The sequence below is a fragment of the Bacillus sp. UNC322MFChir4.1 genome, from assembly GCF_000746135.1.
GTDB lineage: Bacteria > Bacillota > Bacilli > Bacillales > Bacillaceae_G > Bacillus_A.
In genome coordinates this window covers 1-19,837 of the sequence record NZ_JQKQ01000039.1, presented here as the reverse complement: position 1 = coordinate 19,837, position 19,837 = coordinate 1, and the positions used below count along the sequence as shown (strand labels likewise).

19 protein-coding genes and 3 pseudogenes are annotated in these 19,837 nt (G+C 34.0%); 9 read left to right on the top strand and 13 right to left on the bottom strand.

Annotation, left to right across the window (positions count from 1 at the left end):
• Positions 1 to 22: 22 nt before the first annotated feature.
• From BR72_RS14780 to BR72_RS14760, 6 genes and pseudogenes are all read right to left on the bottom strand, one after another.
• Positions 23 to 1,636 (bottom strand): long-chain fatty acid--CoA ligase, encoded by a 1,614-nt coding sequence (locus BR72_RS14780; RefSeq protein WP_035434112.1) that lies wholly within the window; start codon positions 1,634 to 1,636, stop codon positions 23 to 25.
• A 232-nt stretch (positions 1,637 to 1,868) separates the two neighbouring features.
• Positions 1,869 to 2,624, bottom strand: a complete 756-nt coding sequence (locus BR72_RS14775; RefSeq protein WP_035434111.1) for an alpha/beta fold hydrolase — start codon at positions 2,622 to 2,624, stop codon at positions 1,869 to 1,871.
• 76 nt (positions 2,625 to 2,700) lie between these two features.
• Positions 2,701 to 2,859: pseudogene (locus BR72_RS25665) on the bottom strand (IS1595 family transposase); the annotation flags it as partial.
• Positions 2,860 to 3,127: 268 nt separating this feature from the next.
• Complete coding sequence (locus BR72_RS14770) at positions 3,128 to 3,775, bottom strand: 2OG-Fe(II) oxygenase (RefSeq protein ID WP_035434110.1); 648 nt, start codon at positions 3,773 to 3,775, stop codon at positions 3,128 to 3,130.
• Positions 3,776 to 4,078: 303 nt separating this feature from the next.
• On the bottom strand, positions 4,079 to 4,654 hold the full coding sequence (locus BR72_RS14765) for a GNAT family N-acetyltransferase (RefSeq protein WP_035434109.1): 576 nt from the start codon (positions 4,652 to 4,654) through the stop codon (positions 4,079 to 4,081).
• Positions 4,655 to 4,678: 24 nt separating this feature from the next.
• Positions 4,679 to 5,692, bottom strand: coding sequence for a S66 family peptidase (locus BR72_RS14760; RefSeq protein ID WP_035434108.1), 1,014 nt, complete (start codon positions 5,690 to 5,692; stop codon positions 4,679 to 4,681).
• Between the two features lie 328 nt (positions 5,693 to 6,020).
• Here BR72_RS14760 and BR72_RS14755 point away from each other — a divergent pair, with 328 nt between their 5' ends.
• Both BR72_RS14755 and BR72_RS14750 read left to right on the top strand, forming a co-directional pair.
• On the top strand, positions 6,021 to 6,911 hold the full coding sequence (locus tag BR72_RS14755) for a hypothetical protein (RefSeq protein ID WP_035434107.1): 891 nt from the start codon (positions 6,021 to 6,023) through the stop codon (positions 6,909 to 6,911).
• Between the two features lie 250 nt (positions 6,912 to 7,161).
• A complete protein-coding gene (locus BR72_RS14750; protein WP_035434106.1) occupies positions 7,162 to 7,629 on the top strand; it encodes a VOC family protein in 468 nt (155 codons plus the stop codon).
• Positions 7,630 to 7,740: 111 nt separating this feature from the next.
• On the opposite strand, the gene BR72_RS14745 is transcribed toward BR72_RS14750, so the two are convergent.
• A complete protein-coding gene (locus BR72_RS14745; RefSeq protein ID WP_035434105.1) occupies positions 7,741 to 8,979 on the bottom strand; it encodes an esterase/lipase family protein in 1,239 nt (412 codons plus the stop codon).
• A 345-nt stretch (positions 8,980 to 9,324) separates the two neighbouring features.
• Here BR72_RS14745 and BR72_RS14740 point away from each other — a divergent pair, with 345 nt between their 5' ends.
• The 4 genes and pseudogenes from BR72_RS14740 (at position 9,325) to BR72_RS14725 (ending at position 12,090) form a co-directional block, all read left to right on the top strand.
• Entirely contained in the window at positions 9,325 to 9,777 is a 453-nt protein-coding gene (locus BR72_RS14740; RefSeq protein ID WP_035434103.1) for a helix-turn-helix transcriptional regulator, read from the top strand.
• Positions 9,778 to 9,801: 24 nt separating this feature from the next.
• A complete protein-coding gene (locus BR72_RS14735; RefSeq protein ID WP_035434101.1) occupies positions 9,802 to 10,170 on the top strand; it encodes a hypothetical protein in 369 nt (122 codons plus the stop codon).
• Positions 10,171 to 10,253: 83 nt separating this feature from the next.
• Positions 10,254 to 10,981: pseudogene (locus BR72_RS14730) on the top strand (hypothetical protein).
• Positions 10,982 to 11,322: 341 nt separating this feature from the next.
• Positions 11,323 to 12,090, top strand: coding sequence for an ANT(4')-I family aminoglycoside nucleotidyltransferase (locus tag BR72_RS14725; RefSeq protein ID WP_081904898.1), 768 nt, complete (start codon positions 11,323 to 11,325; stop codon positions 12,088 to 12,090).
• Between the two features lie 149 nt (positions 12,091 to 12,239).
• Here BR72_RS14725 and BR72_RS14720 read toward each other — a convergent pair whose 3' ends face one another.
• Genes BR72_RS14720 through BR72_RS14710 form a run of 3 tightly spaced genes read right to left on the bottom strand, consistent with a single transcriptional unit; the run spans position 12,240 to position 13,775 of the window.
• On the bottom strand, positions 12,240 to 12,485 hold the full coding sequence (locus BR72_RS14720) for a DUF2164 domain-containing protein (protein ID WP_035434096.1): 246 nt from the start codon (positions 12,483 to 12,485) through the stop codon (positions 12,240 to 12,242).
• Between the two features lies 1 nt (position 12,486).
• On the bottom strand, positions 12,487 to 12,960 hold the full coding sequence (locus BR72_RS14715; RefSeq protein WP_035434095.1) for a peptidoglycan recognition protein family protein: 474 nt from the start codon (positions 12,958 to 12,960) through the stop codon (positions 12,487 to 12,489).
• Positions 12,961 to 12,971: 11 nt separating this feature from the next.
• Positions 12,972 to 13,775: a protein phosphatase 2C domain-containing protein gene (locus BR72_RS14710; RefSeq protein WP_035434093.1), complete on the bottom strand. Its 804-nt coding sequence runs from the start codon at positions 13,773 to 13,775 to the stop codon at positions 12,972 to 12,974.
• A gap of 155 nt (positions 13,776 to 13,930) precedes the next feature.
• Here BR72_RS14710 and BR72_RS14705 point away from each other — a divergent pair, with 155 nt between their 5' ends.
• Positions 13,931 to 14,740, top strand: coding sequence for a YitT family protein (locus BR72_RS14705; RefSeq protein ID WP_035434092.1), 810 nt, complete (start codon positions 13,931 to 13,933; stop codon positions 14,738 to 14,740).
• Positions 14,741 to 14,774: 34 nt separating this feature from the next.
• On the opposite strand, the pseudogene BR72_RS27135 reads toward BR72_RS14705, so the two are convergent.
• A pseudogene (locus tag BR72_RS27135) lies at positions 14,775 to 15,021 on the bottom strand (glyoxalase); the annotation flags it as partial.
• A 328-nt stretch (positions 15,022 to 15,349) separates the two neighbouring features.
• Between BR72_RS27135 and BR72_RS14700 the strand changes: the two are divergent.
• Positions 15,350 to 16,909 (top strand): PAS domain-containing sensor histidine kinase, encoded by a 1,560-nt coding sequence (locus BR72_RS14700; protein ID WP_035434091.1) that lies wholly within the window; start codon positions 15,350 to 15,352, stop codon positions 16,907 to 16,909.
• A gap of 647 nt (positions 16,910 to 17,556) precedes the next feature.
• Here BR72_RS14700 and BR72_RS14695 read toward each other — a convergent pair.
• Positions 17,557 to 18,162, bottom strand: a complete 606-nt coding sequence (locus BR72_RS14695; RefSeq protein ID WP_035434090.1) for a hypothetical protein — start codon at positions 18,160 to 18,162, stop codon at positions 17,557 to 17,559.
• 385 nt (positions 18,163 to 18,547) lie between these two features.
• Here BR72_RS14695 and BR72_RS26435 point away from each other — a divergent pair, with 385 nt between their 5' ends.
• A complete protein-coding gene (locus BR72_RS26435; RefSeq protein WP_156107951.1) occupies positions 18,548 to 18,712 on the top strand; it encodes a hypothetical protein in 165 nt (54 codons plus the stop codon).
• A 39-nt stretch (positions 18,713 to 18,751) separates the two neighbouring features.
• Here BR72_RS26435 and BR72_RS14690 read toward each other — a convergent pair whose 3' ends face one another.
• The gene (locus BR72_RS14690) at positions 18,752 to 19,825 is read right to left on the bottom strand and encodes a WD40/YVTN/BNR-like repeat-containing protein (RefSeq protein ID WP_035434130.1); all 1,074 of its coding nucleotides are present in this window, start codon (positions 19,823 to 19,825) and stop codon (positions 18,752 to 18,754) included.
• Positions 19,826 to 19,837 lie beyond the last annotated feature (12 nt).

The window sequence follows — 19,837 nt, the reverse complement described above, 5'->3', positions numbered from 1 at the left end:
AATTATAGTTTACAATCACTATTCAATCTTCTACATAATATTGCTCCAATTCTTTTCGGAGCGCTTGCTTTAAAAATTTTCCGACTGAAGTTTTCGGAATTTCTTTCAGAAAGACAATCTCATCTGGTAGCCACCATTTTGCAAATTGCGGTTTTAAAAAGTCATATAATTCTTCTTTTGTAACAGATTGATCTTGTTTTACAACAACACATGCAACGGGGCGCTCTTGCCACTGTTTATGCGGTACTGCAACAACAGCCGCTTCAAATATTGCTTCATGTGCCATTAAAGCATTTTCTAAATCAACAGATGAAATCCATTCTCCCCCGCTTTTAATTACATCCTTCGTTCGATCAACAATCTTAATACACCCTTCTTCATCAACCGTAACGACATCTCCTGTATATAACCAGCCATCTCGAAATCCCTCTGCTGTTCGCTCGTCTTTATAATAACTTGACGCAATCCAAGGAGCACGTAAACATAGCTCGCCCATTTCTTGTCCGTCCCATGCTACCTCTCCCTTTTCCCCAACAACTTTCATTTCCACACCAGGCACTAAATAACCTTGCTTCGCACGTATCGTAAGTTGCTCTTCATATGGCAATTCATTTTCATAACTTTTCAAACGTGCAAGTGTAACAAGCGGACTCGTTTCTGTCATTCCATATGCATGCACAAATGGGACGTTATATTTTTGCTCGAAGGCTGCAATCACACTCTTCGGCGCAGCTGCACCGCCGCATAAAAACCGCTTTATATTTGATAAGTCATAATGATTCTTTTCTAATTCTTGCAGCACACCAAGCCAAATTGTTGGGACTCCGGCTGCTAATGTTACTTTTTCTTCTTGCATCATCTCTAATAAAATTTTCGGTGTAAACATTGGTCCAGGAAGAACTTGCTTTGATCCAAACCATGTTGCTGCAAACGGTAATCCCCAAGCATTTACGTGAAACATAGGAACAACCGGCATAGCTGCATCACTTTCAGAAAGTGCCGTTGTATCTGCAAGGCCAAGCGCCATACTATGTAAAACTGTACTGCGATGTGTATATACGACGCCTTTTGGATTACCTGTTGTAGCTGATGTATAGCACATACCAGCTGGCATATTTTCATCAATATCTTTTAAAAATGGAAAATTAGGATCTCCTTCTTCAAGAAGCTGTTCATAATGGTATACAGGTTGAAGTGATGTTTCTGGAAGCTCTTTTTTATCGGTCATAATGATATAGGCTTGTACAGTTGATAATTCCCCTTGAATTTTCTCCACAAGCGGTACCATATCTTCGTCTATGAGTAATATGCGGTCCTCCGCATGGTTAATAATATAAGAAATATGCTGTGAGGATAGACGAATATTAATCGTATGCAGGACAGCACCAATACTAGGAATCGCAAAATATGCTTCTACATGACGATGGTGATTCCATGCTAGCGTGCCAACTCGTTCCCCTTGCTGCACACCTATTTTTTCCAAAGCGCTAGATAGACGTCTCGTTCGTTCACCTAACTCCTTATACGTTAACCGTGTAATTGTACTATGTGTACGAGAAATAATCTCTTTCTTTGGGAATAGTTTTTCTGCTCTTTCGATCATCGAACTAATTGTTAATGGCACATCCATCATCATATTTCTTCTCCCCCTTGTAAAAACGCTTTCATTATTTAGTATTACAAAATGACTTATTAACAGTTCATTACATTCATACAAGCTGCCATAAGTATAAAAATTGAAAGTGATTTTGTCAATATTTTTAGAAAATTTAGATAAATATTTATATATTTTTAATTCTTCTTTTTAAATGGCTATGTTTTAAAGCAATGATAATATGAGATTTTTAAGGGAACTCCAAAAGAATCCCTTATTTTATATTATTAATAAAAAAGTGTTGTACTATATCAAGGTATTTATCTGGATGAATTAAACTAATTTCTCCATGTCCATTTTTTTTAATAACTTTTAAAAAGCTACCATTAATGGTATCGTGAAGTAGTGTTGCTGATTTTTTCATTATTGATAATTCTTTCTCACCAACTAATATTAATGTTTTCGCTTTCGTCTTGCATAATGTTGAAGGTATTGAATAATCTCCATTGCTTTTCGTAATATTAATTAGGGTTTCTTTTGTCATTCGTGAACTATCTTCATAATAGGTTTCAAATAATTCATCTGGTACATTTAATGTTTTAGCCTGTAGTTTTGCATACCATCTTTTTTTAATTAACCCATAGCACACATTATATATTGGTACAGTTAATGTGACTGCCATTTTCATAGGATAAACCAACGCACTTTCTATAACAGCATTCTCTGTAATATCACATTCTTGTGATATTATTTCAACAACGATTTGAGCACCAATAGAAAGACCACAAATTGCAAAAACTTTTCCATTACAATTTTCTTTTATATAATTAATAACCTGTTCTGCCGATTCTTTTATACTTACAAAAGTATTATTCCAATCATCACCATGCCCATCAATAATAGGTGTAACAATATAATACTCCTTTTTCAATGCTTCAATTTGTGATTTTAATGACCACCATGACAGTCCACCACCATGAAGAAAAATGATAACTGGCATATTTTTATTGCCAAATTCTTTAAATATCACATTTATCCCCCGTCTATATATCGAATATTATATAAGAAATCTTATTTCACATTTTTTTAATTGCTGAACCAGTATATTTTACAACTCCCTTATCATTTCCAAATAGTTGTGGCCATTTGAACCAATACATATAATTGCTAATATATTTAGTTGCAACACCATTAAACCTATCCATACACTTTTTTAATTTGTTGTGTACAGCATTTATATATTGAATATGGTAAATTCCTTCTTTTTTATTAGGCTATGTTAATAATATTGTTGATTTTAAAGACCTTTAAATAATCAAAGGTTTTACTCTTTAGAAACCAAATAAGCTTATCTTGACGGTGTAGAATTTTTTCAAGTCACAGCTCAAAAACATAATATGAACATAGTAATACTAAAAAAATCGGTAGCGCAGTTTCTGGAACATGGAGCGAGATTGTATCAATCATGGATGTTGTACCATATTAAACTCGTAAGCTTCAAAACGTGTTAGCGTTTAAGTGGTGGATAGTTGACTACATAGGTCTTCTCCTCATCCATTGCGTCGCAACCCATTTTTCACCTTTGATAACAGGTGCACTGCCATGTAAAGTGAGTTTGTTTAATGATGCATCCTGATAAAAATATTCGAAATATACCGCCATTCCTTTTTTTGGAGATACAGAAAGGTTGAGTTTTGGAAAAAAAGTCTCTCCGCCTTCCTCTACATCATTTAAGTACATGACAAGGGTACTCATACGATTGTTATTTGCTGACGCACTGTTTTCTGCAAAAAAATCATAATGCGCTTTATATTCTTGACCAACCGTATACTTTAAGACTTGCAACCCTTCGCCATGTTGGGCCGGAACACTCATAATTGAAGCGATTCGTCTTTCGATTTTAGTAGCGGCCTCACTTTTTTCTAAAAACATACCACTACTCGTCCGAATGTCATTTATATTGCGTGAAACACCAATTTTAGAACGGTTCATTTTATTTTTAGACATTTCCATTAACAATTCACACTCTTCATCACTTAATACATTTTCTAACACGACAATGAGAGGCTCTTCTATTCTTGAAATAATTTGGATTTCTCGATCCTCTATTACAATTGTATTTCCAATGTGGTTAAAAATTGTAAGTTCCGTATTTTCAACTGTTTGGTTTTCCATTGTCATATTCAACAGCTCCCTTAAAAATAATTGAACAGTATGAATATACCGTATTTTTCTGTTTATTCGTTTTTTTAAGAAAATTACAGAGGGAATTGTTTTCCGATCTATTTTAACTATTGTCATAAAAACCTCGACTCACTTTAGAATCGAGGTTCATAGTTTTTCTCTCTATCTCATATTGTGCTAAAAAAGTGGGAGTCTAAACCAGAAAGCTTACACTGGTAAAACTACATTCTCAGGGGTTTGTAGTCAAAATGAGCATAACTCAAGATCATTGAGAAAGTAGAAGAAAAATAATTCATTCTATTACTCTCCCTTTTGTATATCATATTCTTCTCGCAAAATCGCATATATTTTCGTATCTCGATATGCTCCCTTTACAAACATATCTTTTCGCAACATTCCCTCATATTGCATTCCTAATCGTTTCATCACTCGTTCGGATTGTACATTACTAGCATGACATCTTGCTTCAATACGATTTAACTGTAATGTTTCAAATCCATAACGAATACATACCCTTGCTGCTTCCGTTGCAATGCCTTTCCCCCAATAGTTTGGTGATAATGCATACGCTAGCTCTGCCTTATGATGATTCTCTTCATATTCGATAAAACCGCACGTCCCTATGATCTTTTGTTCGTTTTTCAGTTCTATTCCGTAAGCTGCTATTTCTCCATTTTCATATTGATCTAGGATCGATTGTACAAATATTTGTGAGTCCTGTAATGTTTCATGCGGATACCAAACTGTATATGTCGCAATTTTTGGATTTGAAGCATATTCAAATATATCCGCAGCATCTTGTATTGTTAACGGTCGTAAACATAATCGTTCTGTAATGAGTGTTGGATATTTTTCTGAGATATTTCCATATTCCATTCCTGTCATTTCCTCTCTACATTCCTATTTAAAATGCTGTGTAATTACACCTTTACCATTTTCCACTTCAATTTCTGCAAATGCGCCGTTTATAAAGGTAATTTGCGGAGGCTTATGACCACAGTCTACATCATAAACAATTGGAATTTGCAGCTCATCAGTAAGTTCTGTATATACATCTTCAGCGGTATATTCATTCACCGGATGATTGGCAGCACTGCGCCCAAATAAAATGCCTGAACAATTATCAAGCCACCCTGCCAACTTCATTTGAACCAACGTACGTCGTAAATCAGTAGTCGTTAACTCACAATTTTCAAAGTACCAAATGAGCGGATCATCATGAAAATGGTTCTCCCTAAACTCTTGCACATTACCAAATGGCGTGCCAATGAGATGTCTAATCACATCAATACATCCGCCAAGCAATCGACCTGTAATGTTCACATTCCCATTCGAAATTGTTTTCCAATTTGTATCTTCTGTTAAGTGAAACACACACGGTGATGGATTATTATGTTGCCATTTCGCTTGATATTTCTCTGAAGAATATTGAGTGATTGAATCCCCTGCTTCCGTTGATAATACACTTTGCCACATTGCTGTTGTATGATCAGAATATTCGCCTCTTACATCTACAAAATTCGTCCCGTGAGCAGTCGCTATTCCTGTTTTTAACGTTATCGCTAATAATAAAACACTCGTATCTGAGTATCCCAATAACCATTTTTTATTTATCTTTTCAAAATCAATATCTTCTATTATTTCAATTAACAATTCACCACCCCAAGGAGGAATGATAATATCAATGTTCTCATCCTGGGTCATTTCCATAAATTCATCTGCTCTTTTTTTCACACTAGCAGACTTAGCTTTCTCTTGTGTCCAAACTGTTTCTCCGCAAACGACTGTATATCCTTTTCTTTCCATACTTTCACAAGATTGTTTAAACATATTATGTAACGCTTCATTTACACCAGAAGAAGGTGCTGTAACCCCAATTGTTGCCCCTTTTCGTAAAAACGGATATTGTATCATATGTATTTCTCCCATTCTTTTCTATATATTTAGATTTGTATTCGTGAAACTGCTATTAAAATCCTTCATTTCAAGCAATCACAACTGCTTACATTATCATCTCATATCTGTAAAACTTGCTATTCAGCTGCAAAAAATAGAAAAGGAAGTAGGAAAAACATTCTTCCCCCAAACGCTAAAACCAAATCATAGATTTTTCAATCTAATACTAATTGATTTTAGAATCCAATAAAGTGCCCCTCGATTTAAACTAAATTTAAGTGTTAATATTTACCTGATAATATTATAATTTCTTATATGGAAAATATATAAGAAACGGAGAATTATCATGCTGAATATAGATATTAATCGTTTTACTGATATTTGTTTTGAATATCAACAGTCTAGATTTTATGTTAGCAGAATACCTGAAGATTTCTTATCAGTTGCAAAAAAACGTTTCTCTATACCAAAGGATGATCAGATTATTGCTTTTTTAAGCTGCAATATGGTTGGTTCGGGGAAATATGGTGTTTACTTTACAAGTTCAGGTTTATATTGGAACAATTGGTTATTAGGTAAAGGGAATATGAAATGGGATAAATTAAATGAAGTGCAACAAATTGAAGTTGATAAAGATGGTTTTTTATCTTTTGATGCCCAAAAAAGTTTTAATATTAACCTGAGTGATTATCCACCACTGTTATTTAAGGAATTACTTATAACTCTTAAAAGTTCATTCCATAATTCAAAGCAAAATGATATACATCCAGTTATAAAAATTGATGAGATAAAATCAATCTGCTCTTTATTTGAGACGTATGATGAATTATTAGAACCTGATAATGGATTGTTTGTAGACACTCATATTTCAGACAAAAAGTTAAAGGAAATTGGAGCACGATATATTGTTTCAAAAGAAGAAGAAATCATTGCTTTTTTAGATACATCTGTCCTTGGTAATTTGGGTAAAGGATCGGATGGAATATTAATTTGTCAATCAGGTATATATTTTAGAGAAACTTTTGTACACTTGTATTTTCCATGGCATGTCTTTAGGGATATCCCTATTACTTTGATTTCAAACGAGTTAGAAATCGGAAAAGGAAACATATTTCATCTTCAACATGCTAGAATGTCTAATCAAGAGATTTTATTATTCATCAAGAATTTAAAACAGCATGTTACTGCTTTATATGAGGAAAATAAGTGTTTATCTAATATAAAGAATCGCCACTAAAAATAAGTTAATATTTTGTTTAATTTAAGTTTGAATATAAAAAAACGCTATACTTTTTGTAGGAATATACAGAAAGTATAGCGTTTTTTTATACTTGAGTGTAGTGAATATTCTTGAATTGGTGGGAAAGCATGGTTCATTACGCTACCTCTAAAGATATATAGAATTTTAATACTTTTAGTGGATTTAATATTGTTTTTACATTGCTATACTCTTAATATCCAATAACAAAGAGTAGGGGGAAAACGACATGATTAAAGGATTGTATGAAGCACACTTACCAGTTAGTAACTTGCAAAATTCAATTGAATTTTACCGGAAACTAGGATTGAAACTTGCTTGGTGTAATGAAGACACTGCTTTCTTTTGGGTTGAAAAAGGGAAAAGTTGGTTGGGCTTATGGGAAGGAAATGAGTATGAAACTCAATACCATCCTTCCTTACGACATATTGCTTTTCGAGTTTCATATGAAGATATAAAAGACTCTTTAAAGTGGCTACATTCTATTCAAGTTGAAGCTGTCCCATTTGGTAATAGAAAAACTATTAAACCATTTATTCGCCCACATCAAGGTAATGTTTCAGTATACTTCAATGACCCAGATGGTAATAGTTTGGAATTAATCTGTTATGTTGACGTGCCTAATGAATTAAAACATATTACAGATAAGTTGTCCTTCGTAGATTGGGAGGAACTAGTTAATAATACATTTAAATAAGAGATTGTAAGATAAGCTTATTTCACTAAACGGAGTCACAACACATCACTATCAGGCTAATATTTTGTGGAACAAGGGATTTCTTAAGTTGATGGATGTGTGGTACTCCCTCTAATTCAAAGGTAAACGATATATGTTACTAGCAACTTCATTATAAAACGAATATATATCACTAATCCCTAACGTATCCGCAAGATCGATTCCAATAAAATCGATATGATCCCAATTATATTTTGTCGCGGTATAATTCCAGACACCTTTTTGAGCGTTTCCTGCATACGGCTGATTTCGATGCCCTATCGGATATTGTGACGAAACAACACTAACAAGTCCATCATTTGGCCACCATTTTTCGTTAATAATTGGCTCTGCATATCCTTGTGTAAACTTTCCAATATGTAAGCCAGACAAGTACATAAGTGGATTCATCGTCAGTAAAGGGACAGAATATCCCGTCAGTAATGAACGATATGTCGCATCTCCTGTATAGGAAAAATAATATACGTCATCATATGTTTTTACCCATTGATTAAGCTCTTTAGATCCAGCTGTCGTTAAATCGTATGCACTAATATCTTTACTTTTCCAAACGGAACTATTAAGCATTCGATCCGCATATTGCAAGAAGCTCTCTCCTTGTTTTCGCTTTAATCCCCATTGTTCCAATTTAAAGTCATAGCCAAATGTTTCTGGATTATTACCTGATAAACTAGCAATCTTTATTACAAATTCTTTAATAAACGAAGACATCGTTTCTTCATCTGCAAACGTAGAACCGTTATGCGGCGTACCAATGCTTGTTACACTCCGTACCCAATCTTTATTCCCTTCAAATAACGGTGATATTCCTACCTCTGGATGTTGTTTATAATACTCTCGTTCTTCTAAACTTCCCTCCTTTAATAGTTGCAATAAAACCCTTTCTGTTTGACCACCCATGCTATGTCCAACGAAATGAACTTTATGTTGATTATCCCATTGGTTATATACCCCTGAAAATGTTTTTCCATAACGGGCATGTCCATGCGCTCTCGCATGTGCTTCTCCATAATCAACTGTTCCACCTTTTAAATACGAATATAACTCTGCTGCACGATCCCAATTGCTTGAAAATGGTCCAACCGAAGCTGTATATGTTCTATACCCTTGTCGATTCAAATTTGTCTCGATATCTTTAAAACCGCCCCAATACTTAAAACCAAACAATTCATCACGGCCCCAACCACCTAAACCATGAATAAGAACAATCGGTTCTTTTTGATTTTGTTCCTCTGCTTTTAATTCAACCGGTGACCAAAGTAAACCAATAATAAGTAAAATCGAAAGCATTGCCTTTACGTGTCTCCTCATAAAAAACCTCCTTTGTTTTAATTAAACTTTACTGAATTTTCTGTTATTTTTAAAGACATAAATATTTTTCTCAACATTTTTTGTCATATCTTTTTATAACTTTAGGAGATCATTTGCGTAGTTTTTAAATGATAAATAGTGTCTGTGTAGTAAAGGAAGTGAACTACGAAATAAGCATTAGTGGACATTAGAAAGGTTAAAAATCATACTCTTTGAGACATAAGCAACTATCAGTTACCTTTTATAAATCTTCCCCCAATATGCTTCCTATTTACAAAAGGTAACTCATAGTGTAATATTACACTATGAGTTTAATTGAACACTAATTCATGGAAGTGATGTTATTTGAATAAAGAAACTGTAATTGATTTGATTTCTAAGAATGTTCGTCTGATTCGTCTTGAAAAAGGATATTCTCAAGAAAAAATGGCTACTGTTCTAGGAATTTCTAAAAAGACATTGGTTCAAATTGAAAAAGAAAGAACATTAATTAGTTGGACGAATGCTATCGCAGTTTGTGCCTTATTTAAGGATGGGCAAATCTTAAAACACATTTTAGGAGAAGAACCTTTTGAGGTAATCGAAACACTAGCCCACGATGGTATGAATACGCCAAAAGTAAAAACATTAGGCGGAAAAATGTTTTGGAATGAGATTGCGAAAAAAGGAAAATTTCGAGTACAACAAAATGTGATTAGTCAACATTTTCGTATTTTAGATGATAGTGATTATAGATGGTATAGCACGTTTGAAGAGGAAGATGTTATAAATCATTTTCACGAATTAACTAACGAGTAATTAAATTTTAGAGGAGAAATTACAATGGAGAAGAACAAGAAAGTCACTATATTAAACAGTATATTAGTAGGAACCATCATACTAAATCTATTTATCTTTACTTCACGTATGCGCTTTTTCCCTTGGTTTATTGAAGATGCATGGGGATATTTAGGAGTATTCCTTACTGCACCAATTTTAATAGGTATTTATTTCATACTAAGGCGTTTTCACAAGCAACAACTAGTCACAAATATAAACAAGGCAATTCCATTATTTGTCGCAGTAACATCATTGATTATTGTGTTTTCGCAGATAACAGATTTTTTAAATAATGTTGCACTTGTAGTTAACGTAACTGCATTATTTTTAGCAGCATATTTCCTATTCAATCAAAATAAAGGAAAAAAATAATTACGGGTTTAGAATATCTATTTATTTTATAATTCCATAATAGCATTCACATATAATGAAGTAGAATTAGGCGGTTATGAAATATGAAAAGAACAAAAATAACATATAGCATAATGTTTAGTTTATTACTATTAACATCATGTGATATATCGAATAAAGAAATTGAACAAAAAGCACAAAATTATACAAAAGCGGAGTATGGTATGTCTGTTAAACTAAATCAAGTTAACAGACATAGGACCGGAGATATTTTTCATTTTCATTTACTTAGTCCAGAATTGCTAACAGCTTGTGTGCAGCAAGTAGATGAACCACATTTGCAATTCCAACTATATTTCGATGGGCGAATCTCTCCAAAAGTAAATAATGATAACTATAAAATCAAAAAAGAAGCGTATGATTTACAAGAAAATTCAATACATATTATAAAAAGAAAGGGAATAATACTATATTTACGTTTGATCAAATGCAGACGGGGGATATTGTTTTCAATAAGAAGACTGAGAAAGAAATAGCAAAGAAAAATTCGAAGCATTATGTTACGGCAGTTTTTAGAAGTAATATCTTTTTAGATGTAAACAATCCTGCACATATGGAAAAATTAGCGGAGGTTGCAAGAAGTATTCAGGAATTTAATAAAACAATTGAAAATAATAAGATTAGTGTGGATGACATAACGATTCAGCTGCCAAATGCTAATAAGAATTTATTACAAAATATTATAGTAGATTATGTATTAACGGCTGAAGAAGCAAAAAAGGCCCTTGAGAAAAAGGGTGATTATATGAGAGCTTTACAGCTTACAAAGTGAAAAAGGAAATCATTTCGATTTCCTTTTTTGTATTCTGTTCATACACCAGAAGATCATTGATGAATGTTTACCTATAAATACTTAATTTCTTTAACGTACAATTTTCTTTTTTGGTCGTGTCGGGCCTTTAACAATAAAACGCCATATTCATCTTTGACTAAACACCCCATTTTATTTACAATAAAATTTATAAAATGGATTTTATTACCTCCCTGTTTTATTATTTAGAAAGGTGGTGTATGTAAATGACACCAAATAAAGTCCCTCGTTAAGCCCGCGGGCCTCCTTGACCATCTATATATAATCCCATTTAATATTTTTATAAAAAAGGAGAAATGTATATGATTGGTCCAGAAAAAATTACTAGAGAAGAAAGAATGAAAATCGCTTATACGATAGCAAATCAAATATTAGAAAAATTTGGTTCGAACGTTAAAGCTATTGGTATTTACGGTTCTTTAGCCAGAAATACAGATGGTCCATATTCAGATATTGAAATAAAATGTATTTTAAATTCCTTGGAAGATGGCTTTAGCTATGAATGGACAGCAGGTAATTGGAAGGCCGAAGTAAACTTTGATAGTGAAGAAGATATTATAGAAGAAGCCACTACAGTAGAAGAAAATTGGCCACTTACTCATGGACAATTCTTCACGATACTACCAATATATGATCCTGAAGAATTTTTCAAAGAATTAAAACAAAAAGCAAGTTCTGTAGATTATACAATTTTTAAAGAAGCAATTTGTAAAACATTAGTTGAAGAAATGTACGAATACATTGGGAAAGTAAGAAATATAGAAATTCAAGGCCCTAAAACATTTTTACCTACTTTAGCTATAAAAATAGCGACCTCAGGTGCGATGATTTTAGGATTACACAACAAACAATATTTTACGACGTCAGCTCAAGTATTACCTGAGGCTATAGCTTTTACAGACAAGCCAGAAGGATTTGATGAACTTTGCGAAATAGTGATGTCAGGTTATCTTTCTGAACCTAAAGAAATTATTCATATTTGCGAAAACTTTTGGAAGGGTTTATTAAGTTGGTCAATTATAAATGGTTATGTAATAAAGTGTTCAAACGATATACCTTTTAATGGATAACTCATGACATGTTCAAGCAAAAGCATCCATTGTAAATAGGGTGCTTTTGTTGAAAAACAATCTAGTGTAGCATAAATCTCGATTGAATCTTAAGATAAACACTCCTCGTTAATCGAATGAAACGAGGAGCATTTTTATACACATTTCTTCTATTTAATCGGCTTTTCCAACACATATAAGTCTTCTTCTAAATTTGTAAGTTTATCAACAACAAGTTTTGTAGCATCACCTATCGCTTGATTATATATATGCGGCCCTAGTTCTTTTATCATTTCTTCAATTAAACGTTCTGCTTGAAAACGGCCGATTTCTCCTAAATCTTCTTCTTCAAAAAATTGTTGAATATGTTCTACAATTGTTTCTTTTTTCTCATTTGGTAATTTCATAAACATCATATTATAGAGCTCCTTTTTCGTTATTTGACAGAACATGGCGTAGTGTTTCCATTGAAAAACGCGTTCCGGGGCACGTTTTTGTTACCCCATTTAATTCACGATGACCGAGAACGTGTTCGCTATTTAAAGAAAATTGATACATGAACTGTTTACATAGCCAATGCAAAGAAGTCATTTGTACTGGTGTTGGATCATAGACGTCAAAATTACCAGATATGCAAATCCCTATACTCTTAGTATTATACCCTTTCACATGAGCTCCTATATGCAGTCCTCTTCCTTCGTAAATGGTGCCATTTTCTTCAATAAAATAATTATATCCAATCCCGCTCCACCCTCGAATATTTTGATGGAATTCATGTGTCTTATATACGCCCCAGCCATCTTCCGCTGTGTGATGAATGATAATATTTGTTACAGCTTGCAATGGCTGAAGCGGATCACGAAAAGATAAATGCACTTTCTGAATGCGCATAGTCTCACCCTTTACAAATGAATGATAATTGCGGTTTTATCATCTGGATGAATAAGCTGTTTTGCTTCTAATTCTTCTATTATTTTTATGTATTTCTTAAAACCATGGTCCCACACAAATTGCGCACTTGTTTCAAGCGTCCAACCTGGATGAAACAAGCCATCTGAACAAATAAATAGATTCGTAATTTCTTGTCGTAACAGTTTCCCATGTTGGATATACGATATTACTTCATTCATCCCGTTTGCAACAGAATATCCGTTTAAAGTATTTGCCATGTAACGATTGTAGCGTAATTGCTCTTTTTTATCATTAAATATTGCTTCATTTGGAACAGAAAGTCCCTTTTTACGGTCTTCCTCCCGTTGTTGCTTTGCCCGTTTACTAATGCCTTTCACTGTGTCTTTTGTAAGTACTTTTACGGATCCGTCAACAAATTTAACAACAATCATACAATCTCCAAGCTGCGCATATTCTATTGTTTTATCTGTAATATGAATAGCAGCAACGCAAGTACACCAAAGTTGATGCTTTTTTGTCATATCAATATGATATAATTGCATTTTTTCTTGCAGTAACTGATTTGCTATAGCAACTTCAGTTTGTAATGAACCCACACTTAAAATCGATTCAAAGTGTCGCTGAAACAGATGGGAAGCCAAATATGCTCCGTTATGACCATTCTCATCTTGAAAATCAATTACCGGCGTCGCCCCATCACATACACCATATAATAGTAAAGCTTCATTACAAATTAGTGCATCTTCGCATTCTTGTTTTAATGGACTTGTTTGTTGAAAAAACTGGACCTTCATATCCCTCTCCCCCTTATAATAAATCGCTTCCAATTTTCGAACTAATCTAATTTCCCGAAATAAACTGTTTTCCCTCAAATCTTACAATCTCATATATAATTTTGAATTATTGTCAGTTTGTACATATAGCATCTTTAGTGAAGGACGGGAGAGATATGAATCGATTACTCGGAGTAATTTTAGGGTCTGTAGTTGTAGCACTTTCTTTTAATCTTTTCCTTATCCCCCACAAGATTTTAAGCAGTGGGATTAGTGGAATCGCAATGATCATTGGAATCTTAACTCCCTTTAATACTGGATTAGTAAACTTTTTACTAAACTTACCTATTCTTATTTTAGGGTATATTGGACTTGGAAAACGATTTATTGGTTATACAATCATATCCGTTATTACACTTTCGGCGGCATTATATGTGATTCCTGTACATGCAGTGGCAACAGATGCACTACTTTCTTCTTTATTTGGTGGTGTAATTGCCGGGGCAGGTATTGGACTTGTTTTCAACTGCTACGGTTCAACAGGTGGTTTTGATGTTATTGGTATGTTACTTACACGTAAGAAAGATATTCAACTTGGCGGATTCTTAATCTTACTTAATGCTATTGTAATCGTTATTTCTGGATTTTTCTTCGATTGGGATACTGCCTTAAACAGCTTATTATCTATTTTCGTTACAGGGAAAGTAATTGATGCAATCCATACAAAACATCGAAAAGTAACGCTAATGATTGTAACAGGTCAAGCAGAAGAAATGAAAGAAAAGCTCCTTTCAAGTCTTGTACGGGGTATTACATTACTTGACGGAGAAGGCGCATACTCAAATGAGAAGAAACGTGTACTAATGACTGTTATTTCTAGGGAAGAACTAGCAGGTATGAAAGCTATGATTTCTGAAATTGATCCGCAAGCATTCGTGAATATTACAGAAACCGTGGAAGTATTAGGATTATTTAGAAGAGGATAAAAGAACGAGGTGGAACTGCATCCACCTCGTTCTTTTATTCATTTTTCCGTTCCATAAATTCAATTCCCAAATGGATCTAACACATAAAACCTTGTAACATCAGAACGTGCTGGATCGACTATAACAGAAACTCCTTCTTGTGTTAAATTTCCTTGAAAATATTCTATATGTTGAACATAAAACGCTGGATGAGCTTTTTTTGCAGGAGAAAAATTCTGCTCTACTCCAATGTGTAACTCCTAGCTCCCACAGAGAAACCAACACCCTATCATTTTTTCAATCGCAAAATAAAACTTACAATTCAAAAAGATTTAATGAGAAATTGACTATTTATCCTTATCACGTCTATACTCTTAAATGATATAACATTAGTATCGTTATATCTTTAAAATAAAATATAAACACAAGTTAGAAAATCGACATAAAACCCCTTTCTTGTTAGGTGCGCAAAAGCATCTAGCCCTGCATAGAAGCGGTCAGGGCCTTTTTCTGCCACATACAAGGGTGAAAACAAAAGGAGAAAGTAAGTAGCGGGCATGTTTTGTTCTGCCTAGCAACAACTTATATATCATTTTTTTTAATTATTATATATATGCGGAGGAATCATGAATGCGAAGGAATAGATTTACGTCTGTTAAAAAAAGCATATATCTAAAAAGACGCGCTACTATTACAAAAAATAGAATGAAAGAGGCAATAAAAACAAAACAAAGTAAAGAAAATTTCACATTAACAAAACAACAATTTGATTCACTTCTTAAAGACACAGTAGATGCTATTGTTGTTCTTGATTTAGAGCTTCGTGTATTGAAAGTAAACAAGGCTTTTGAAACTCTTTTCGGCTGGGCTGAACAAGAAATGCTTGGAGAAATAATACCTACTATCCCAGATTTCTCAAAAGATACATACAACAAACTATATCAAGATCTTGCACACAATAAACTGTTTACGTCGAAAGAAACAATTAGACAACAAAAAAGCGGGAATTTAATACATGTTACTAATTTTATCTCTCCTATTGTAAACACATATGGAGAAGTAGTAGCGTTTGTAAGCAGCTTAAGGGATATTACAGAACGAAAAAAAATGGAACTTGCATTAAAGGAAAGTGAAAAACGCTTACGAACTCTTATAAATGCGATGCCAGCGTTTATTCTTTTGAAGGATGAAGAAGGAAGATGGCTTGAAGCTAACGATTATGCAATTTCTAGTTTAAATTTTGAAAATGTGCCGTATCGCGGTAAAAAAGATAGTGAGCTTATCCAATATAATGAGTCCTATCGTAACTCCTTCTTATACTGTGAAAAATCCGATCAATATGCATGGCAGAGACATGAGAGTATGTGTCGTGAAGAAATTATTATTCATGCTGACTCTAGTCCTATCATTCTTAACATTATAAAAGTTCCTCTTTTTCATCCTGATGGATCGCGAAAAGGGATTGTCATTATGGGACAAGATATTACAAATTTAAAGAAAACAGAAGAATTATTAAAAAAATCCGAAAAGCTCGCAGTTGTTGGACAGCTAACTGCTGGTATTGCCCATGAAATACGAAACCCTTTAACCTCTTTAAAAGGATTTTTAAAATTGCTAGAACCTGATATGAATGAAAACAACAAATGGTATGCTGATATTATGCTAAGCGAAATTGCTCAAATGGAATCTATTACAAATCAATTTATGGCAATGTCTAAACCACAAGCCATATCCATACAACCCTATCAAATTCAAACATTAATCGAGGAAGTGGTAACATTTATTTCACCAACAGCAATGATGCATAACACACATATCACCATGAATCACATGTCCTCTTTACCAGCAATTCAATGTGATGGAAATCAGCTCAAGCAAGTATTCATTAACATATTAAAGAACGCAATAGAAGCAATGACTCACGGAGGGACTATTTCCATTCAAACAATGAACATAGAAAATCATTCTATAGTAATTAGCATTACAGATGAAGGTTGTGGAATTCCACAAGATCGCATTTCACGATTAGGTGAACCTTTCTATAGTTTGAAAGAAAAAGGAACTGGATTAGGTTTAATGATGTGCTATAAAATCATTGAAGAGCATAATGGAAAATTACAAATTACAAGTGAATTAAATAAAGGAACAACTGTAGATATTCAGTTACCTATCTTCCCAAAAGCGAAATAAAGTGAGACTTTAATCAGTGGGAGGTTCTTCATCCCCCACTGATTATCAGCCCTCACCAATCGGGCTTTTACGGGCAGTTTATCTCCCACCTAACTTCTTGGCTCGCTCAGAATCGCAGGACGTTGGAGCACAGGGCGGAGAGGCACTTTTTGCCTCGTCCGAGGGGGCGAAACGACCGGAGATCCTCGCCGCTAGAGCTGGACAACGCTTTCGCCGAATTTTGAGGTGGGAGTATTACTGCCCACGAATAGCGGGATAAAAAAGAAGAGCAAACAGAATTTACTTTCCTGTTTGCTCTTCTTTTTTTATACAATACTTCACTAACTTTGGAATCTGCACTACTTCTAAGAGAAGCACCGCCAGCATTTTAGAAAAGAAAAAAGACGCATAGTGGTAAGTGTGCTGTTTGTACGTTGTTAGCCGTAATAGATGCTGTAGGATAAGCTATAGGAGAATTAAAGCTACTAATTTATAATGAAAATAGGGCACTTATTCTACCTCAATTTCCATTTCATTTGAACCTTCTTTTAGAATAAATTCTGATTCATACAATGGTGGGATAATGTTACCGTTTTTTTCTTTATCTTCGTGCATATATTTCAGATGTGAGGGGCATTTCTATAGTTAATTGTCTCCTCTATTCAATCTTAGTAGTTAAACACTCCTAAAGAAGAAATTGCGTCATTCCATCCATAATCATTCAGGTTAATGGTACGTCCCCAATAAGAGTAATTGTCCCAAGCGTAAGTAGCTCCCCCATAACTAGCATGTTCCCAAACTCTTGTATAGCCACTAGCTGCAGTACTAATTGAAGAAATTTGATCGTTCCAGTAATTACCGACGTAATTTGTGTAAGTTCCTATTGCATAAGAAATACGGGATCCACCTTTATTAATATCCCAGTAGAAATCAGTATAATTTGGTCCAGTACCCAGAGTAGTCAAGTTTTCTTTCTCGATTAGTTCTGCTTTTGGATTTTTATATTCACGGTGTTTTTCGTATTCTTTATTTTGAACAAATTGCTGAAATTCTTTTTCATTGGTGAATCCATACTTAATTTCTTTTCCATTCTGATCTTTCGAGAAGAAGATATGTTTTACTTGACTATCTTGGACGGGAGAACTTGCTTTTTTCCCATTAATCAGAACAAATTGACTTTTCCCCTCTTCAGCAAAGGTTGAGGGTGCTGCTGAAAAAAAGACTGCAATTAGAGCAAAGCACATCAAGACAACCGATTTAAGATTTCTTCTCATCAAAATCACCTCATAAATGTATTTTTAGGGTATTTATACTTTTTTGTAATAAAAACAAAATACCCCTTAGGTATTCTATCACTTTTGAGGTAAAGGATGTATAAAAAGTAAAATTTTAACAAATCGTGGTTAAAATTTAATAAAAATAGAGTTAAATTTTACACATAATACTGGGGTACCGCTACATCACCATCAAGCTAAGAAAAGCAAATACCCCAAAACGAAGAAAATGAGCCGAACTCTTATGAATAAATGTGAAAGAAATAAAGGTAAATGACATACAATCTATGCTGTTTCCAATATGAATTTGGGCAACTGATATCTTAGGAACTTTTTTGGCAAAAAAACTATATTATAAAGAAAAATCTAATATGGCAGATTTAGTTTGCGAGCAATTGAATCTTTGAAATTTCCGACCAAATTTCAAAAATATAAAAGGCAGGTCTTTTATTTAACTAATGGAAAAGAGAAGAAAATTGAAGTGCCGAAAAAAGAAAATAAGAGTAAAGATATTGTATTAGATGATATTGTCATTGATTTAAAGAAATAAAAAGAGAGACTGCTTAAATAAAAAGGCAGTCTCTTTTTGTTAAGAACTAGTTACGAGCAACGCATGGGGATGCTGTGTTTTATATTCCTCTTTCCATGGAATGTTTAGTTGTTCCCACGTTTGTCCGCTATCCATAGATTGAAAAACACCATTATTATTTAAAGTGTAAAACGTATGAGGATCGGCTGGATTTGTTGCAATCATGGAAATAACTGTACCGATTGCAGATGGTAGTCCTTGATGAACTTGTTGGAAAGGTGTATCTTTCGTTTTTCGATAAATATAAGATTCATAAGGAATCCGATGGTGAGCTAGATCAGCACTTGGCGCAGCAGAAACGAGGATCGTATCACAATCAGCAGGATCGATAGCCATACTGTATAAATAATGATGTCCTAATCCTTCACTGCATGAAGTCCAGCTACTTCCGCCATTATAACTTTCGAGATAGGCACGATCAGGACCGCTTATAAATCCGTCACCGCATGATGCATAAAGACGATTAGGAGCAGCGGGGTGCATAAGCAATTGATGGGCATCGATTGGAGCACCGAATTTTTTATCTTCCCATGTTTGTCCATTATCTTTACTTTGAATAACGGCCCCGGCTTCAATTGATACATGTAGCGTATCTTGTTTATTTGGATCAACTGTAATCCATCGTACATGATGCGTGAAAGGACGAGGGGGGAATGCCCACGTATATGAAGAAAGTAATGATTTCATGTTTTTACATTCGTTCCACGTTTCACCACCATTTTCTGAGGAAAATAAGGCACTAGGTTCTGTACCGACATAAACGACGCCATAGCCATTAACTTTCTTATTGGAGCTTACAGTTATCGCAGTAATAGAAGAATGTAAAATACCATCTTCTTTAGGGAAATCAAAGTAACGGTAAGAATCGCCAATCGGTCTCCAAGAATCCCCCCTATCGTCACTTAACCATACCCCCCGGCCAAACGTACCGCAATATATACGGTTGGATTGAAATGGGTCTACCGCAATACAGGTAGGCTGCATACCTTGTAAATGGTATTGAATTTGATACGCTTCGTTTTTTTCTTCTAAGACAACAAGTTCTCGTTCCATACAGAGGAATAACCGTTTCAAAACTATAACCTC

What these genes read in the sequence shown, in the direction of transcription:
- BR72_RS14780 (WP_035434112.1), bottom strand. Translation starts at nt 1,636, where the DNA reads ATGATGATGGATGTGCCATTAACAATTAGTTCGATGATCGAAAGAGCA.
- BR72_RS14750 (WP_035434106.1), top strand. Translation starts at nt 7,162, where the DNA reads ATGATTAAAGGATTGTATGAAGCACACTTACCAGTTAGTAACTTGCAA.
- BR72_RS14705 (WP_035434092.1), top strand. Translation starts at nt 13,931, where the DNA reads ATGAATCGATTACTCGGAGTAATTTTAGGGTCTGTAGTTGTAGCACTT.
- BR72_RS14770 (WP_035434110.1), bottom strand. Translation starts at nt 3,775, where the DNA reads ATGACAATGGAAAACCAAACAGTTGAAAATACGGAACTTACAATTTTT.
- BR72_RS14765 (WP_035434109.1), bottom strand. Translation starts at nt 4,654, where the DNA reads ATGGAATATGGAAATATCTCAGAAAAATATCCAACACTCATTACAGAA.
- BR72_RS14715 (WP_035434095.1), bottom strand. Translation starts at nt 12,960, where the DNA reads ATGCGCATTCAGAAAGTGCATTTATCTTTTCGTGATCCGCTTCAGCCA.
- BR72_RS14725 (WP_081904898.1), top strand. Translation starts at nt 11,323, where the DNA reads ATGATTGGTCCAGAAAAAATTACTAGAGAAGAAAGAATGAAAATCGCT.
- BR72_RS14720 (WP_035434096.1), bottom strand. Translation starts at nt 12,485, where the DNA reads ATGATGTTTATGAAATTACCAAATGAGAAAAAAGAAACAATTGTAGAA.
- BR72_RS14710 (WP_035434093.1), bottom strand. Translation starts at nt 13,775, where the DNA reads ATGAAGGTCCAGTTTTTTCAACAAACAAGTCCATTAAAACAAGAATGC.
- BR72_RS14760 (WP_035434108.1), bottom strand. Translation starts at nt 5,692, where the DNA reads ATGATACAATATCCGTTTTTACGAAAAGGGGCAACAATTGGGGTTACA.
- BR72_RS14700 (WP_035434091.1), top strand. Translation starts at nt 15,350, where the DNA reads ATGCGAAGGAATAGATTTACGTCTGTTAAAAAAAGCATATATCTAAAA.
- BR72_RS14735 (WP_035434101.1), top strand. Translation starts at nt 9,802, where the DNA reads ATGGAGAAGAACAAGAAAGTCACTATATTAAACAGTATATTAGTAGGA.
- BR72_RS14695 (WP_035434090.1), bottom strand. Translation starts at nt 18,162, where the DNA reads ATGAGAAGAAATCTTAAATCGGTTGTCTTGATGTGCTTTGCTCTAATT.
- BR72_RS14755 (WP_035434107.1), top strand. Translation starts at nt 6,021, where the DNA reads ATGCTGAATATAGATATTAATCGTTTTACTGATATTTGTTTTGAATAT.
- BR72_RS14745 (WP_035434105.1), bottom strand. Translation starts at nt 8,979, where the DNA reads ATGAGGAGACACGTAAAGGCAATGCTTTCGATTTTACTTATTATTGGT.